Origin of the sequence: Caballeronia sp. INML3B (genome assembly GCF_023631305.1) — a bacterium.
Taxonomy (GTDB): domain Bacteria; phylum Pseudomonadota; class Gammaproteobacteria; order Burkholderiales; family Burkholderiaceae; genus Caballeronia; species Caballeronia turbans.
This window is the reverse complement of record NZ_JALQDI010000074.1, coordinates 42858-58606: the sequence shown is the minus strand read 5'-3', so window position 1 is coordinate 58606 and position 15749 is coordinate 42858. Positions and strand designations below refer to the sequence as shown.

Genomic DNA, 15749 nt, shown 5'->3' with positions numbered 1-15749 from the left:
TTTATGTGGCCGACATTTCGTGCCTGCGCCGTAAATCGAACATCCGATCCGTGCGGCGAACCTCGCATCACGCTAGCGGCAGCTGCCGCGATATGGAGAGATCGATGAACGACTGGAAACATTCCCTGCGAAAGACAGTTGAGTATTGGCTTTCGCCGTCCCCTGCTGCGCTCGTGCGCATACTGCGGTTTAAGAATCGTGGACGCACGAACGAGTGCTTCGTGAAGGTCATAACCTCGGAAAGCGGCAGGGCTGCGGAAATGTACTTCTTTCGGCACGATGACGGCACCTGGCGCGTCTTCCCACCGCGCCGCTCATTCCCATCTCTGACCTATCCCAGATTCGCGTAGCGCCGGACCCGCGGACGCCTCACCCGGTACAGCATGCTCGTTTTACAGGGATTCCATATGGATTTCCTGGTCAAGCCGACCACAGTCGATTTGGCCGCTTCATGTTGTACCCCGCTTTTCTTTGAGGTCTGGTGTGTAGAGCGCTATAACCGCCTGCGACTCTTGGTCTGAAGGAGCCGGAGCGTCGATGTGAGCGCGGTCGAATCAATACTGTATCGTCGCGGGTCGTTACGGGCTTCCATCCGGGCGCCGATATTTGGGTGCGCAATCGGAAGTCGATAACTCATCGAGGCCTTTCCGCCGTAGCAGCCTTTCCACCGCTTGCGTCTGTTCGCCTTTCAGAGTTGAACAGGCTCAATGAGACCGCTGCGGCGACGAGTTCACAGGCGGCGAAGAGGCCCAAGGCCATCTCAAATCCATGGGCGAGGATCACGCCGAAGAGCAGACTACCGAGGCCGAATCCGACGAACAACGTGAAGACGTTGAGCCCCATTGCTTGTCCCGGGCGTTGACCGCCAAGAGAAGTAACAATGCCGCCGAAAAGCGGCTGCGTCATGTCATATCCGAGCGAAAGGATCATCGCGACGAGCGGAATTGCCTGCACTGGCACGCTCATGCAAAGGGCAGCCGCTCCCAGCGCGCTCAGGGCCAGACCGAGCGGAACGATGCGCGCGCGGCCATACCGGTCCGCCAGCCGTCCGATAAACGGCCCCAGCAGGAAACCGGGAACCCCGTATCCGAGCAAGGCGAGGCCGACATGCACGGCATCAAGTCGATAGCGCTGTTCCAGATATACCGCGAGCCAAGTAAAGACGCCGGAGTGAAACATCGAGTTCACCAGCACATAGCCGTAGGTGCGTCGAGCGCGAGCATTGCGGAGCAGCTGCCTGTATCCAGAAAAAACGTCGGGAAGCTGTATGGTTTGTGGTGGCGTCGCCGCTGCAAGGAATCTGCGATAAGGAAGCAGCACAAGCAGAAGCATGGCGCCGACAAGTCCCACCATGACGAACAGTCCGCGCCAGCCAATGAGCGGCATGAGCAAGGCACCGCAGGGGGAACCGAACGCCATGCCACCTGCCATCGCGCCAAAAAGCCAGCCTAGCGGGCGCCCACGCTGTTCGTAGGGAAAGGCGCGGCCGACTAGGACGAGTGCAAGAGGCACGACGCCGCCTGCGCCGAGGCCCGTCGCGATTCGCCAGGCCGCAAGCTGATCGACACTCGTTGCGCTCGCGCTCAGGAGCGTGAGTCCTGCGAACGCGGCGAGCGACCCGTACAACACGCGATGGATGCCGGCCCAATCCGCAACCAAGCCGTAGATCAACGTCGCGACACCGTACGGAATAAGATAGGCCGGCACGATGTGAGCGACAGCTGTTTGTGGTGCCGCGAAGATGTGCGAAAGCGCTGGCACGATAGGGGCAACCATGTAAGCCTGGAAGAAGATCACGAACGTGACACCGGCCAGCCTTCGTAGCAAAGCTTCACGTTCGACGGGAGATCGTACATAGGAGGCAGTGTTCATGACGATGAGACTCCTGCATGGTTGCGGCGGGGGCAGGCTCTTACAGACCCAGATCGCTCAGTCCGGGGTGGTCGTCGGGTCTGCGCCCTAGCGGCCAGAAGAACTTCCGTTCACTCTCCTTGATGGGCAGGTCGTTAATGCAGGCATAGCGGTGATGCATAAGCCCGTCGGCGCCGAATTCCCAGTTTTCGTTGCCGTAAGAGCGATACCAGTTCTGCGCGTCGTCGTGCCACTCGTATGCAAAGCGAACGGCAATGCGTGCGCCCTCATATGCCCACAATTCCTTGATAAGACGGTAGTCGAGCTCGCGTTGCCATTTGCGCGTAAGCAGTGCCACGATCGCAGTGCGACCCGTAGCGAACTCTGCTCGATTGCGCCACACGCTGTCCGCGCTGTACGCAAACGATACCTTCTCAGGATTGCGCGAATTCCATCCGTCCTCTGCAAGACGCACCTTCTCAATGGCGGTTTCCAGCGAAAAGGGCGGAAACGGCGGCCGCGCTGCGTCGACATCTTTCATGATCAATTCCTTTCTAAGGGTGAGGACTTGAGGCTAGTCGCTAAGGGACGAGCAGTATTGTCAAACGTCGAGCAGCAGACGATCCCCACCGCCCGAGCTGGGATGTGCAGGCACGGCGCAGCAGATCAACGCCTCGTCCTCCGGCACCTTGAATTCTGGACTTGCAGTGTAGGCCACTGCGCCTTCAACAATGCGCGTCCGGCAGCTTCCGCAACTGCCGCTCCGGCAACCATAGTCTGGTGCCAAGCCACGTGCTTCGGCCAGTTCAAGCAGAGATCCGGAATCCGGCTGCCAGCGCGCTTCCTTTCCTGTCCTCACGAACGCGACGGGCGTCGGCTTATCTGCCGGTGCGCGCAAGGAAACGCTCAACGTCGCATCGGTGCGCCGTTTAACGCCGGACGGACCGAAGGCTTCCACGTGGATGCGGGCGTCTGCGACGTTGAGGTCGCGCAGCCCGTCATAAATCGACCGCATGAAACCCGCTGGCCCGCACAGATAAAAGTCGTAGTCGTCAAAGGGAAGCGTCGCACGCAGCAAATTCATATCAACACGTCCCGCAACGTCAAAGTCTTCGCCCTCGCGCGCGTCGCTCGGGTCTGACAGCGCGCGCACGACCTTCACTGCACCATCGGCGGAAGCCACTAGACGGCTGATCTCCTCGCTGAACGCACGGTCCTTGATTGAACGCGCCGAGTGTATGAACCACGTCTTGCGAATTCCGCGCTTGCGTAGGCCTTCGTAGACGATGTGACGTAACATGGCGAGCATCGGCGTTACACCAACACCGGCGGCAAGCAACACTGCGGGCCGGCGTTCGAGTGCATCGACCGTGAATTGGCCCGCCGGGGCACGCGCCTCAATCACGTCGCCATTGCGCAAGGTGTCGTGCAGATATGATGAGACGCTTCCTTCTCGCTTCACGCTTATTCGGTAAAAGCCGTCCGACGGCGCACTCGACAATGTGTAATTGCGCGGAATCGGCGTGCCATCGCTCACGATACTGACACGAATCGGCAGATGCTGACCCGCAAGGTGCGGAATCAGCCCAGCACCGTCGATCGGTTCCAAATGAAAGGACCGGATCACTGCGCTTTCGTCGACGATCTTCGCAACCCTGAAAGGGCGCCATGAACGCGCGAGGTCTGAGGCCCTTAGTCGGCTCGCTGCATCATCCCAACTCCCTGTCATAAGCGAGTTGGGCGACCAACCGCTCGTCTGAAACTTCCAGCGCAACGGCAACGCGCCGCGGCGGTGAATCACTCTGCGCGGCTTGAAGCGCCACAGCCTTTCGGCGCCCTGAAAAGCAGCGATCTCTGGCGACTCGAGATCGACCTCTGCGTCGCCTGCCATTTGCAGGACATCGCCGGTTTCGAAGTCGGTGAATAGCAAGCCGGCGCGGGGATTGACCAGAAAATTGCCAAGCGTCGCGAAGAACAGATTGCCAGCGAAGTCGGGAATCGTCAGCACACCGTCATCGCCGATGCGCACAAACCCCGCCTTCCCGCCTCGATGCGAAACATCGACCTGGCGCGCGTCGCCATCGCCTTGATACGAGGCGACAAACAACGTGTCGGCGCTTGTTATCATCTCGTGGGCGCGGTCGTCGATGCGATCGTATTCTATCGGCGCCGTCTCCGAGAAGACATCCGGATCCCGCACGAACTCAAAGTCGCGCAACTGGATGTATTGCGGACAATTGCCGAAACTTTGCACGACTTCAAGATCGAATGCGCGCGCGGCCCGCTGGCGGATCATGCCATTCAGCCGATTGCGTCGGCGAGTGTGCAGCTCGATACCGAGCAGCCCGAGCGCCGCGCCGTCACCGATGCCACCGGCGGCTGGATCATTAGGATCGAACGCGGCATCGATAGAGAGGATCCGATCGGTAGGCGAACGCATGAAGCCCGGTCGCCCGCACCCGTAGGACGCCCACACGTCACCATCGTTTGCTACTGCGCCAACGACGATGAATGGAAGTTGGGAAAAGAAGCTTCGGTGCTGTTCGGGCATGTGATCCCGGACGAAACGCCGGCCCACGCTGTCCATCTTCTGCATTACACCGACCTTCTCTTGTAGTTGTAGTTCGCCCGGATGCCAGGGCGAGCCGATTTGGCTCGATACAGAACTCACGATCTATCTCCTCGATCGAAAATGCGCGTTCGATGTTGCAAGAACCCGTCTCCGCGGCGGGAGCAGTCATGCAGCGGCGGCAAGTCCGACCGGCGTCTTGGCAAATTCGACGAAGCCCGGCAGTGCTTCGATGCGTCGAAGCCACGCATTGACGTTTGGATAGCTGGACAGGTCCACGTTGCCCTCGGGCGCACGCGCGATGTACCCATACAACGCGACGTCAGCGATAGTCGGTTTGGACGTGACGAGGAAGTCACGACCGCTGAGTTCTTCATCGATCAATTTGAGGATACGATGCGCGCGCGCGATGACCTCGTCGGCATTGAATTTGGCACCAAACACGGTGATGAGCCGCGCGGCCGCCGGCCCAAAAGCGATTTCGCCCGCTGCTACCGACAGCCAGCGCTGTACGGCGGCTTCTTCGACCGGATTCTGCGGAAGGAAATCAGTCCTGCCGGACTTGCGCGCGAGATACACCAGAATCGCGTTCGAATCGGCGATCGCCACGTCTCCGTCGACGAGCACCGGAACTTGACCGAAACGGTTCAACTTCAAGAAGTCCGGGGACTTGTGTGCGCCGGCGGCAAGATCGACTTCGACGAGTTCATGGGTAATAGCAAGGAGCGAAATCAGCAGTCGGGCACGGTGAGAATGACCGGACAGCGGATGAACGTACAGTTTCATGGTCGTTTCCTTGAGTTGGCCGCAGTGGGCAGGTGAGCACCATATCGCGCGTAGTAAAAGCCCCGCGTGAGATAGGCAGAGTGAATCTTTGCCGGTCGCACGGAGCGCCCGGGTCCAATGGCTGTTGCTTGGTAGCCGCCGAGGCATAGAACCGCTTTACACGCGGACCTGTACGCAGATGCGACACGTCGAGTGCTCTGACTTAGTGCCTCGACTCTCTCTTCCCTTTTTGCATCGGAAACCGCTTGGGTGAAAGGAGGCTATGCTCAATCACCTGCGCTTTTCGGCCGTCTGTTCGCGTCCAGGTCCTCAATCGTTGGGGTGCAAGAAGCCAGTCTTTTGCTTCTTCGGTAGGCGCGCGTCGCGCCATGACATAAACACGATCGCTTGATCTCAGAGCATCAGAGTCGACAACATTTGAATTCATGCACATCAACGAAGGCGCCGGCGGCCGATCCATTTTGTGCAGGAGCACCCCGCCCGCGCTCGGTGACCGCGAAACCGATATTGAGATAACACATCCCCCCGCTCTTCGGATGAAAAAACGCGGATTATTTAGGCTCGTAAGTCTGCTGAATTTTGTGCCCAACCTCAGCGATAGTCTTTCAAGAACGCACGCTAAACGAGGGGTCGGATTTCAGAATCCCTCTGGACTACGCCGAGCTTGTGAGCGGAGCGCGTTGAGGTAGACCCCTCCCCGTGCGGAATCTCAAGTCGCGGAGTGACGTGAGCTCGATCTCGCGATGCGCAAGCCCCTTGCGCGTCGCCACCTTGAGGGGGACGATCTCAGCACCGCTCGCATCCGAGTGTCAAGGTGCGGACGCTTCATTCGTTCCTTGATCGTCAGGTACATCGACAACATCAAAAGTACGTGCCAGGTGTCGTTCCTCCGTTCGCAGACGTCGGTGTTAGGCACCGGAATGCAAGTGACGGCGCAACGCCAGTGCAGTCAGCCGACCCTGCCATCGTCGTGCCGGAGCTTCAGCACGTTTCTGCATCGCTCTCGGCTCGGCAAGACACTCGCTGATTCCAGGCGAAGCCAGCGACCTGTTCCCCGACCGCACGAAGCAGTTTTTCCTGCTCCGTCAAGGGGTCGCGTACTTCGCTGCCCGGCGGAATGATCGTATTGATTCCTACGCCGAGCGGCGTCGGCCATCCGCGCAACGCATGCACGATCGATCGCAGAGAAGTAAGAGTCAATCCGACTCCTTGCCAACCGCCCGCGCAAACGATGCATCCAACTGGCCGCGCGTCGAGATAGGGACGGCTGTCGTCTCGCAAGTCTTCGAGATAGTCCAGCGCATTCTTCACCAGTCCAGAAAGTCCGCCATGATAAGACGGTGTCGAGACGATGATTCCGTCGCATCGACGGATGAGTTCGACGAGGCGGCGCGCACCGTGATGTGTGGCCGTTACGCCGGGCGCATACATTGGTAATACGAGGTTGTCGCCTGACACCACCTCGACTTCACAGTCTCTGGACCGGGCTTCGTCGACGCTGATTCGCAAGGCTCTCTCCGAGGTAGAGCCGTCACGCAGAGTTCCACCAATACCCAAAATAAAAGGACGTGCCATTTTGAACTCCGTTTTTTCACTGTCTACAGGTTTCGAATTTAATTACAGCCGTCAAACTCCAACACATGCCTGTGCTCGTTTCTCCTTTCTGTGCGGTTCTTTAGCGCACGATTCGATCTTCTGAAAGATTCGTCGCGGAGACAATCAGGGGTATGGAAAGCACGTCAGAATCTGTGGGCGATCATCGCTCTGATGGCTAGCTGCGTAGCGTTGCTGGAAGCCGTCAGACCAGTAATGTTCGCCACTGCTTTCTGTCCCGTCGAATCGATCCCTTCAGCGCGTTGCCACACGCCGACCAAAGTGAGATCGGTTCTCTTCGACAGCGAATAGATCGCGCCGAGATCGACCTGGTGATATCGCGCCGTGTCCGCATCGGTAAAATCGTACGATCCGGCCAACGCCAGCGATGGCGTCAGTCGATACAACGAGTTGATTTCGTAGCTGTTGATCCGTACCTGCGGTTCCCGATACGGGATACCGGCGATCGGACGGATATCGACGAAGCGGGTGTTCGTGTAGACAAGTCCGACCTTTCCGTCACCTATCTTGTATGTGAATGCAGCGCCGAAGATCTGCAAGGATGCAGCTGACGCATAGCCTCGGTAAACCGGACTCGTTACCGGTGAGCTGTAACCAGGCGAGCCGGGAGACACGCTGCCGTCGAACGCGGTGACCGACGGATTGTTCAAATTGGCGAAGGCAACCGCCGCTTTAACCGGGCCTGTTTGATAGTCGACTCCGAAGCTGTACACGCGGTTGTTGCCAAAGTTTCCTGGCGTTCCGCCGGGAGCAAACACGCCTTCGACCGCGACGCCGCCCAACCGGGGACTTGCGTACTTTATTGCGTTGTTTATCCGGGCTGTGGCGTTCATGTTGTCGAAGTCGCCGGGATGCGATCCAAAGAATCCCCACTGCGCCGTCGCACTCGATAGCCCGATATACTCGAACACCGGCTCGTACTGACGGCCGAGCGTCAATCCACCAAAGGGCCCAGTCAAGCCAACATAAGCCTGACGACCGAACATTCGCCCCCCTTGAGAGAGCTTCCCGTTGTTCGGGTCAAATCCATTCTCCAGCGTGAAGACAGCCTTGATTCCTGCACCGAGCTCCTCCTCACCGCGCAAGCCCCATCGGCTGGGATTCGTCAACGCCGTAGCGGTTTGAAATACCGACGATCCCTTCTGATTACTCGTATAGACAAAGCCCTCGAAGACCAGACCGTACAAAGTTACGGCGCTTTGTGCATGTGCCGAGCTTGCCAACAAGGAACACGTTATCAGGGTTAGGGCTTTCCTCACCGACTGTCTCCATATTTTCTGTAGCGAGTCGCTCGTAAGGGACTTGTCTTGAGTACCCTTCGATGCCCAGCTGTTTGAATTCACGATAGAAGGAACGTCAGCACCCTTTCGTTGAACACGTCGGGCACGTCGATTTGCGGGCAATGTCCGCCGTCGAGCATCAGGAGCTCGGAACCGCCGATTTGCTTCTGCAACTGCCGCGCGTAGCCGGGCTCACGAAGCGTGTCCTGATGTCCCGCGACGATCAGCGTCGGAATATCGATGCGAGAATAGTCTGGATGCTTGTCCACCAGAGGCCGCGCCGCGCGCACTGGCGCCTTGAATCGAGCGGCCGCCACGCACTCCCAGGCGCCCTTCTCGATTGACAAGGCGTGACGCCGCTTGATATATCCGAGGTCGTTGCGCAGCGAAGGACGCTTGATGAGCACGTCGACCATGCGGTGCATTGCTTCCTCCGAACCGTCATAGTCGGTCAGCACTTTGCGATCGTCGTTCTCCGGGACGTGCCCTCCGCCGCTGACCAGGATCATGCGATCGATCGGCCAACGCTTGTCATCGCTCGCGGCAACATTGACGAGGACAGTGCCGCCCATGGAATTGCCCATGAAATGAGCGCGCTCTACCCCGATCTGCCGAAGAAAGGCGCTCATGTGGTTCACCCTGGCGTTCCACATGTCTTCGAAGAAAAATACCTTTTCGCTTTGACCAAAGCCGAGCCAATCGGGCGCGATCACGCGGAAATGTTCTGCCAGCCTGTCGAAGTTCCATTCCCAGCTCAACGCGCCACAGGCACCGAACTCCCCGCTATGAAGAAGAACCAAGGCCGGTCCCTTGCCCCCTTCGAGGTAGTGCGTCTTGAGCCCATTGACCGTCTCGAACCGGCTTTGGGCACTTTGCATTGGAGACATGTATTGCAAATCCGTAGATTGGTAAGAAGCGACCATGAACAGTTCTAGACGAGCGGCGGCGAACCATTGAGCCGGCACTCGGACCCGACAGGTTCACCACCAACACCGTTGCTGCTTACGTGCCTGCCTGTTCGAGCTCACGAGAGACAGTGATGCGCGACGCCGAGCGCTGCTTGAGGCGAGGCAATACTTCCTTGCCAAACAGAGTCAGGTTGTCCACCGTGTCGGCATGTGAGAGCGACGCGGCATGGCCCATCATGAGAAGGTTGCCGAGGCCGCCTACGTCGTCATCGAAAGCGGCGATCTGCTCATACACCTCATCCGGCGTGCCGACGAACATCGCACCGGCATCGATGAGTTCTTCGATCGAGCCGCTATGAACATCGACCGCTTTGCCGGATGCTGACTTCGCGGTGCGCTTTCCATTCGCCCGCATCATGCGCGCACTGTCGGCCGCTGACATATAACCGGGCGGATTGTCGAATGGCTCGGCAACCAGCGCCGAGGTTCGCAGGTAATTCACGAGGATCCGTGCGCGCTGCATGGCTTTGTCATGCGTATCAGCGACGGCGACGATCCCGAGGTAGGCGAAGCGATCCGCAGAAGGCGTGGCATGTCCGAGCTCGGCCGCAACCTCCCGGTAGTAGTCGAACATGCCTGCCGTCTGCTTTCCGCTCAGGAACGTGGCGAAGACGTGTCCGCGCGACGCAATATCGCGGATGTTGCTTCGGCTTCGTCCGGAGATCCAGACCGGCGGGTGCGGATCCTGGTAAGGTCGAGGCCAGACGTTGACATTGCGCGCCTGGAAATGCTTTCCCTGCCAGTTGAAGGGGCCGTCCCGCGTGCTCAGCGCCTTCAAGATCAAGTCGTGCGCTTCCCAGAAACGGTCGGTCATGCCGACAGCGGATTTCTGCGTGACACCGAGTTCGTAAGGGACACCTCTGACGAAGCCCATTTCCAGCCGGCCGTGGGAGATCACGTCGATCATCGCGAGTTCCTCCGCGATTCGTACCGGATCCAGCCGATTGGCGATCGGATAACCGAGCGTGAGCAGGCGGGCGCGTTTCGTTTGTCTTGCTAGAATCGATAACGTGACGCCAGCGACGGATGACAAGCAGGTGGCCGTGGCGTGATGCTCGTTGACCATAAGGTCGAAGCCGAGTTCATCCGCGAGCATCCATTCGTCGAAGTAGCGAGCATATAAGTCGGCCATCACCGAAGGATCGCACTCGCTATTCGGCAGCGTCACACGCAGCGACGTTGCCTCGGGATTCCAAGCATCGGGGTAAGGCTGCTCGGTGAAATAGAAGACATTCATTATTAACCTCCTTGACGTTTCACTGCTCGATCGACACGGCTGCTTCATGTTGCGACGCGACTCGCTGGACGAAGCTGACGATCTCCCGCGCAACCACGGCAGGCTGTTCGATATGTGGAAAGTGGCCCGCGTCGACGATCTCGCGGTACTCGGCGCACGGCAGCGCTGCAGCAAGCTCACGACCATATGAAGGCGCGGTTATTGCATCATTCGCACCTTGGATAACCAACGTAGGTCTGTCCGCGCGACCCAGTCGCTGCCTGAGTTTAGGGTTGTAAAGGCACGGTAGCCATGCGAATCGCGCGGAAGCCTCGCGGTTCGTGGCAACGGTCAACAGCTCCTCGTCAGTGAGCCGATCCCTCGGCGGAGGCGCGAAGCGAAGATCGAAATAGGCATGTTCGGCGAAGGCCGCTTCCGACATCGAAAACACGTCGGCAATGTCGTTATCTGTCGGGTGTCCGAACTTGACGCCTACTGAGTCGATCAAAACGACCTGACCGATGCGCTCGACGGACTTCACCGCCATCTCCAACGCGACCCAGCCTCCGAATGAGCTTCCGACCAAAACGACATCTTTTAGATCGAGCTCCCCCAACAGATCGAGATAGAAGTACGCGAGGTCGTCGACCGAATCGAAATCGTCATTGATGGACGACTGATCAAAGCCTGGATGGGACGGTGCGATTACATCGAATGACTCGCTTAGAGCAGTCAGCACGTCCACTGAACTGGCGCGCCCGAGATGCGGATGCAGAAAGAGCAGCACACGGCCATGACCGGCGCGAAGGACATCGATATCAAGTTTGTTGACGGTAAGCCTGCTAGTAGCCATATCTCTCCTTGACAGTATGTGAAATACATTTCACTTAATTCAGAATATGAGCTGCCTGGGATCGACGTCAATGCTCCAAATCCTTAGATTTTGGTCACCAAGCGTCCAATCGCAGGCATCGCCACGGCCCTGTCCAATGAGGCGGAAGAGATTAGTTGACAACGGACGCCACCACACCCTAGGATGAATATATGTGAAATGGCATTTCACATAGTGTTTGTTCGCAACGTAGATCTCACCTCGCACTGCGAACCCGCCAGCGGCATGACACACCCCCCATGCCACTTCAAGCGCGGTGATCGATGAGGGTTCCTATATGAAAACAAGGAGACGATTGTGACGGGACGCACCTTATGTATCGAAGATTTAATCGATGAAGGGAAGATGGGAAAGCGGCATTACCTCATCATTCTTCTCTGCGGTCTTGTCCTCTTCGTCGATGGTTTCGACACGCAGTGCATCAGTTATGCGGTTCCTCACATGGCCGCCCAATGGCAGCTCAAGCGCGCGGAACTCGGTCCGTTATTTTCCGCCGCGCTGATCGGACTGATGGTGGGATTTCTCGTCGTATCGCCACTTTCCCCGCGCATCGGTCACAAGCGACTGATGATCGCCTCTTGGGTCGTGTTCTCGCTGTTCACGCTTGCGACAGCCTTCGCCACCAACGTGTCGGAGGTCATCGCGTTCCGGTTTCTGGCAGGCATCGGCCTAGGTGGTGCCATTCCGAGCGCGATCGCATTAACTTCGGAATACAGTCCGAAAAGGTTTCGTGCCACGGCGGTGATGTTGATTTACTGCTGCTATTCGCTCGGTTTTGTCGCGTCAGGATTCGTTGCTGGCGCCTTGCTGTCGCGCTACCACTGGGGGTCGGTGTTTCTCGTTGGCGGAGTAACACCGCTCGCCCTGACGTATCTTCTTTGGAAATTTCTGCCGGAATCGATCTACTTTGCACTGCGCAAAGGGCGAACCGACACAGTCGAGAAACTTCTGCGCCGCCACTACCCCACCCTGCCCAATATTCGAGGCGCGCGCTTCGTCAACTCGACGACCGAATCTGATCGTATCGGCGTGCTGGGCTTGCTTGGATCGGCCGAGCGCAGAGGCACCATCTGTCTCTGGATACTCGTTTTCCTGAATCTGGGCGTGTTCTACTTCATTCAAAGTTGGCTGCCGACTATGCTTCACTCTTTGAAGTACGCGACAGATTCCATCGTATGGGTAACGACCTTGACTACGATAGGCGGCTTCTGTGCCGCGTTTGTCATCGGGCCGTTGATGGATCGGACCGGGCCCTACCTGACACTCGCCGCGCTTTATCTCGGCGGCGCTGCGTCAATGTTATGGATGGCATCGTCTATCTCGGCAGAACCAAAGGTACTGATGTGCGCAGCGTTTGCAGTTGGCTTTTGCGTAAGCGGCGGACAAAAGGGAACAATCGCGCTCGCGATCCACTTTTATCCCACGGGCTTAAGAGCGACCGGAACAGGCTGGGCCCTTGGCATGGGGCGGCTGGGCGGAATTCTCGGGCCCTTGCTCGCTGGCGTGCTATACAGCGCCCAACTGTCAATCGACGAGATCTTTCGAATCGCGGCGGCTCCAGTGCTCCTCGGCGCTGCGGTGACGTTCGTGATGCGTTGGATTTACAGCGAGAGCAAGCGTACAGAGGCCGCGGTAACGTAATCGCAGTCTATCGACACAGACGATGAATAATCCTGCGCCTTTCGAGGCGCAACCCACTCAAGGTGATAAGCGAATGCCGGTCAGTCAGGTCAGTCATCTGGATCGATCGGCACGCGACTACAGCACTGGCTACCGGACTTGCGTAACCGGCAAGCTGATAGTGTCGGGATCGATGTGAGCATACGGATTCTCGAACAATGCCGGCTGGTCCGCGATTCTGGTCTCAATCGACGTCACGATCTGACGCCAGTCGCGGATCTTCTTATCGTCGGCACGCTGATTCTGAGAATCAAGCACAGGGCCTTCGATGGCGAGGACGCCTAGCGTGCGGCTACTCAAGCGGATTGGCAGCGCAATCGATGCTCGTCCTTCCGCAAACTTGAATGCCTCGCATCCATATCCGTTGGAGCGTATGGCGTCCAGCTCGCGAGGCAGATCGTTCTTGAGCGTTACTCCTTCCTTCCTAGCCCATGCGACAAAGCGCTGATATTCTAGTCCGTCCAACGAAGCCAAGAGTACTTTCGATGGAAGGTCGCGCGATAATTCGCCGATGGAACCCACCGCAGAGGCCGTCCTGATTGGATTGGTCCCTGCAACGGTCGCAACCGTGACACCATACCAACCGACAGGCATAGTCAGCGTCACCGACTCTCCAGTCGCAAACGCAATCTGTCTCATGTACGGCAGAGCGACATCGCGAAGAAAAAAACGCGCGAATCCCGTCTGACGCAATCGTTTTGTCGTATCCCCGGCAACGAAGTCAGTGGAAGACTGGAACCGAGCGACATAACCTAGGCGCTCAAGCGCATCTAGACTGCGAAATACTGTCGCAACAGAAAGGCCAAGCTGATTGGCGAGAGCCGTGACGCCGATCGGCGCTTCAGCGGTGCATATGATCTCAAGGAGCGTCAGAGCTCGAAGCGCGGAACTGCTCATGAGTGTTCACGTGTCACAAAGATCGGCGATGCCGGTATCAATCGGGCTCGCTCTTGAAGCGGGCGCAGGATCGTCCGTATTTGCGGAAGTAATTCTTCTGCCCGCGCTTGACTGAACCTTTCACGCGGACCGCCAATGGTGATAGCCGCGTGAGGACGGTTGGCCCGGTCAAGTAATGGGAATGCGAGGTAAAGCGCGCCAAACTGTTCTGCGCCGTGCCACATGATTGATCCGTCTCTTCGAACGGTTTGGATGTCTTTCCAGACGTCATCCACGGTTTCGTACTTGGACGCGGTGGAGAAATCGACATATTGATCGATTGGCGCAGCAGCGCGCAAGAAGTCTTCAATGTCTTGGTCATCGAGAAATGCAAGCAGCGTCCTGGACGTCTTGCCGACATGCAAAGGCACGGAAAGCCCTCGCTGACTATGCGCGACGCGCGGCCCCTTCGCTTCGATCACCTCGACCGGCACTCGGTTGTCCCCGGCAATAATCGAGAGAAAGACGCTCTCGCCGGTAAGTTCGTGCAAGGCAATGAGATACGGATGGCAAAGTGCCCGTATGTCGAAGTCGTCGACCGTGCCGTTGCTCAGTCCAAGAACGCGGTAACCCAACGAAACCGTTTTCTTGTCACCGGAGGAGATCACGAAGCCCGCTGACTCTAGCGTATCCAAGGCCCTGGAAATGATAATGCGGCTGAGTGACAGCTCGGCTTCCAACCGCGAGACACTCGTGCTGCCCTCTTCGTCGATCAGGAAGCTCAGAACCGACAGGACTCGTTGCGCCGCTTGATTGCGATACGCGACTTCTTCTGTCGACTTCTCTGAATTCATCTCCGCCGCCCCCCGTAAGTACGCTCAGTTTACCATTTCACCAAGCTCGCTCAGCCTGTCGGACGAAGGCAGGACCGGGCCATCGGACTCTGACGTTGGATCGCTCGATAAACCGTCACGCCTCGATGCAACCTAAACACCCGGGCCGATCATAGCCATCCCATGAAGGCTAGCTCCCGATTTTCACAAGAATCTTCCCTACCACCGTCCCGCTCTCCTGCGCGAGATGCGCATCCACGACTTTTTCGAGCGGGAACTGCTGCCCTATCGTCGGCGAGTATGCCCTGGCGCTGATGCACGCTGATATATCCCGCACTGCGTCTTGAATCGACCTCTCGGACATCGAATAAAGGTACACGAATCGAAAAACATGACCGCCAAACATCGCTGGACGGAAGGGTATTTCAAGCGTCGCATCTGAACGACTACTGGAATAAGCAGTCACGACGCCGTCCGTTGCAAGACAGGCAAGATCGATGTGCACATTCGCGACTATGTCGACGTCAACGATACGGTCGACGCCTACACCCCCTGTGGCGTCAGGACACGCTGCGCAACATCCTCTGAATGGCGAAAAATTACGACATCGGCACCTGCGTTTCTGGCCGCATCGGCCTGGGTCTCGTTACTCACCGTCGCGGCGACCCATGCGCCTGCCCACTTCGCAAGGAGAATCGCGGCCGTACCTACTCCGCCGCCGCCACCATGCACTAGCACACGCCCTCCACGCAAATCGCCATCGGCGAACAGGCAGCGGTGAGCGGTAATCGCTGGAATCCCAATAGATGCCCCCGTCTCGAACGATGCATCGTTGCCGAGCGGGACCGCCAGGCGGGACGGGAGGACTACATATTCTGCCGCAGTGCCGAAAGGCCGTTCTGTTTGTGCCTTGAACACCCATACCCTTTCTCCGATCCGTTCCTCTGATACACCGGAGCCGACCGCGTCAATGGTTCCACTGCCATCCTGGTGGGGAATCACCCGTGGGAAACGCATCGGAGCACCTGTGAAGCCGGTACGGGCCTTGATGTCGGACGGATTCAGACCGGAGACCGCGATCTTGACCCGTACTTCGCCACGCGCCGGTAATGGGTCAGGGAAGTCGCCGATCCTGAGGACATCGACGGCATCGCCTTGTCTTTCGTAGAACGCGGCTTTCATGA

At 58.0% G+C, this 15749-nt stretch carries 14 protein-coding genes; 1 reads left to right on the top strand and 13 read right to left on the bottom strand.

What is annotated here, in order from left to right:
• Positions 1-633: 633 nt before the first annotated feature.
• From NCS58_RS30330 to NCS58_RS30290, 9 genes are all read right to left on the bottom strand, one after another.
• Positions 634-1872 carry an MFS transporter gene (locus NCS58_RS30330; RefSeq protein ID WP_250478156.1) on the bottom strand — a complete coding sequence of 413 codons (1239 nt, stop codon included), beginning with the start codon at positions 1870-1872 and terminating at the stop codon, positions 634-636.
• A 40-nt stretch (positions 1873-1912) separates the two neighbouring features.
• The gene (locus NCS58_RS30325; RefSeq protein WP_061119745.1) at positions 1913-2392 is read right to left on the bottom strand and encodes a nuclear transport factor 2 family protein; all 480 of its coding nucleotides are present in this window, start codon (positions 2390-2392) and stop codon (positions 1913-1915) included.
• Between the two features lie 60 nt (positions 2393-2452).
• On the bottom strand, positions 2453-4522 hold the full coding sequence (locus NCS58_RS30320; RefSeq protein ID WP_250478155.1) for a pyridoxamine 5'-phosphate oxidase family protein: 2070 nt from the start codon (positions 4520-4522) through the stop codon (positions 2453-2455).
• Positions 4523-4588: 66 nt separating this feature from the next.
• Complete coding sequence (locus NCS58_RS30315) at positions 4589-5206, bottom strand: glutathione S-transferase family protein (protein WP_053572482.1); 618 nt, start codon at positions 5204-5206, stop codon at positions 4589-4591.
• A gap of 981 nt (positions 5207-6187) precedes the next feature.
• On the bottom strand, positions 6188-6781 hold the full coding sequence (locus tag NCS58_RS30310) for an NADPH-dependent FMN reductase (RefSeq protein WP_250478154.1): 594 nt from the start codon (positions 6779-6781) through the stop codon (positions 6188-6190).
• A gap of 164 nt (positions 6782-6945) precedes the next feature.
• Positions 6946-8079, bottom strand: a complete 1134-nt coding sequence (locus NCS58_RS30305) for a porin (RefSeq protein WP_061119844.1) — start codon at positions 8077-8079, stop codon at positions 6946-6948.
• An 80-nt stretch (positions 8080-8159) separates the two neighbouring features.
• Positions 8160-8987 (bottom strand): alpha/beta fold hydrolase, encoded by an 828-nt coding sequence (locus NCS58_RS30300; RefSeq protein ID WP_159680277.1) that lies wholly within the window; start codon positions 8985-8987, stop codon positions 8160-8162.
• 115 nt (positions 8988-9102) lie between these two features.
• Positions 9103-10305: an LLM class flavin-dependent oxidoreductase gene (locus NCS58_RS30295; RefSeq protein ID WP_061119741.1), complete on the bottom strand. Its 1203-nt coding sequence runs from the start codon at positions 10303-10305 to the stop codon at positions 9103-9105.
• 19 nt (positions 10306-10324) lie between these two features.
• On the bottom strand, positions 10325-11137 hold the full coding sequence (locus tag NCS58_RS30290) for an alpha/beta fold hydrolase (protein ID WP_250478152.1): 813 nt from the start codon (positions 11135-11137) through the stop codon (positions 10325-10327).
• A gap of 336 nt (positions 11138-11473) precedes the next feature.
• On the opposite strand from NCS58_RS30290, the gene NCS58_RS30285 reads away from it, so the two are divergent.
• Entirely contained in the window at positions 11474-12817 is a 1344-nt protein-coding gene (locus NCS58_RS30285; protein WP_250478151.1) for an MFS transporter, read from the top strand.
• A gap of 129 nt (positions 12818-12946) precedes the next feature.
• Here the strand turns inward: NCS58_RS30285 and NCS58_RS30280 are convergent, their stop codons facing one another.
• The 4 genes from NCS58_RS30280 to NCS58_RS30265 form a co-directional block, all read right to left on the bottom strand.
• Positions 12947-13753, bottom strand: a complete 807-nt coding sequence (locus tag NCS58_RS30280; protein ID WP_250478150.1) for an IclR family transcriptional regulator — start codon at positions 13751-13753, stop codon at positions 12947-12949.
• Positions 13750-14586 carry an IclR family transcriptional regulator gene (locus NCS58_RS30275; RefSeq protein WP_250538958.1) on the bottom strand — a complete coding sequence of 279 codons (837 nt, stop codon included), beginning with the start codon at positions 14584-14586 and terminating at the stop codon, positions 13750-13752. The genes NCS58_RS30280 and NCS58_RS30275 overlap by 4 nt, the downstream gene beginning before the upstream one ends.
• A 169-nt stretch (positions 14587-14755) precedes the next feature.
• Positions 14756-15070: a zinc-binding dehydrogenase gene (locus tag NCS58_RS30270; RefSeq protein WP_250538957.1), complete on the bottom strand. Its 315-nt coding sequence runs from the start codon at positions 15068-15070 to the stop codon at positions 14756-14758.
• Between the two features lie 38 nt (positions 15071-15108).
• Entirely contained in the window at positions 15109-15747 is a 639-nt protein-coding gene (locus NCS58_RS30265; RefSeq protein ID WP_250538956.1) for an alcohol dehydrogenase catalytic domain-containing protein, read from the bottom strand.
• Positions 15748-15749: the final 2 nt, after the last annotated feature.

What these genes read in the sequence shown, in the direction of transcription:
- NCS58_RS30330 (WP_250478156.1), bottom strand. Translation starts at nt 1,872, where the DNA reads ATGAACACTGCCTCCTATGTACGATCTCCCGTCGAACGTGAAGCTTTG.
- NCS58_RS30325 (WP_061119745.1), bottom strand. Translation starts at nt 2,392, where the DNA reads ATGAAAGATGTCGACGCAGCGCGGCCGCCGTTTCCGCCCTTTTCGCTG.
- NCS58_RS30315 (WP_053572482.1), bottom strand. Translation starts at nt 5,206, where the DNA reads ATGAAACTGTACGTTCATCCGCTGTCCGGTCATTCTCACCGTGCCCGA.
- NCS58_RS30310 (WP_250478154.1), bottom strand. Translation starts at nt 6,781, where the DNA reads ATGGCACGTCCTTTTATTTTGGGTATTGGTGGAACTCTGCGTGACGGC.
- NCS58_RS30300 (WP_159680277.1), bottom strand. Translation starts at nt 8,987, where the DNA reads ATGTCTCCAATGCAAAGTGCCCAAAGCCGGTTCGAGACGGTCAATGGG.
- NCS58_RS30295 (WP_061119741.1), bottom strand. Translation starts at nt 10,305, where the DNA reads ATGAATGTCTTCTATTTCACCGAGCAGCCTTACCCCGATGCTTGGAAT.
- NCS58_RS30290 (WP_250478152.1), bottom strand. Translation starts at nt 11,137, where the DNA reads ATGGCTACTAGCAGGCTTACCGTCAACAAACTTGATATCGATGTCCTT.
- NCS58_RS30280 (WP_250478150.1), bottom strand. Translation starts at nt 13,753, where the DNA reads ATGAGCAGTTCCGCGCTTCGAGCTCTGACGCTCCTTGAGATCATATGC.
- NCS58_RS30275 (WP_250538958.1), bottom strand. Translation starts at nt 14,586, where the DNA reads ATGAATTCAGAGAAGTCGACAGAAGAAGTCGCGTATCGCAATCAAGCG.
- NCS58_RS30265 (WP_250538956.1), bottom strand. Translation starts at nt 15,747, where the DNA reads ATGAAAGCCGCGTTCTACGAAAGACAAGGCGATGCCGTCGATGTCCTC.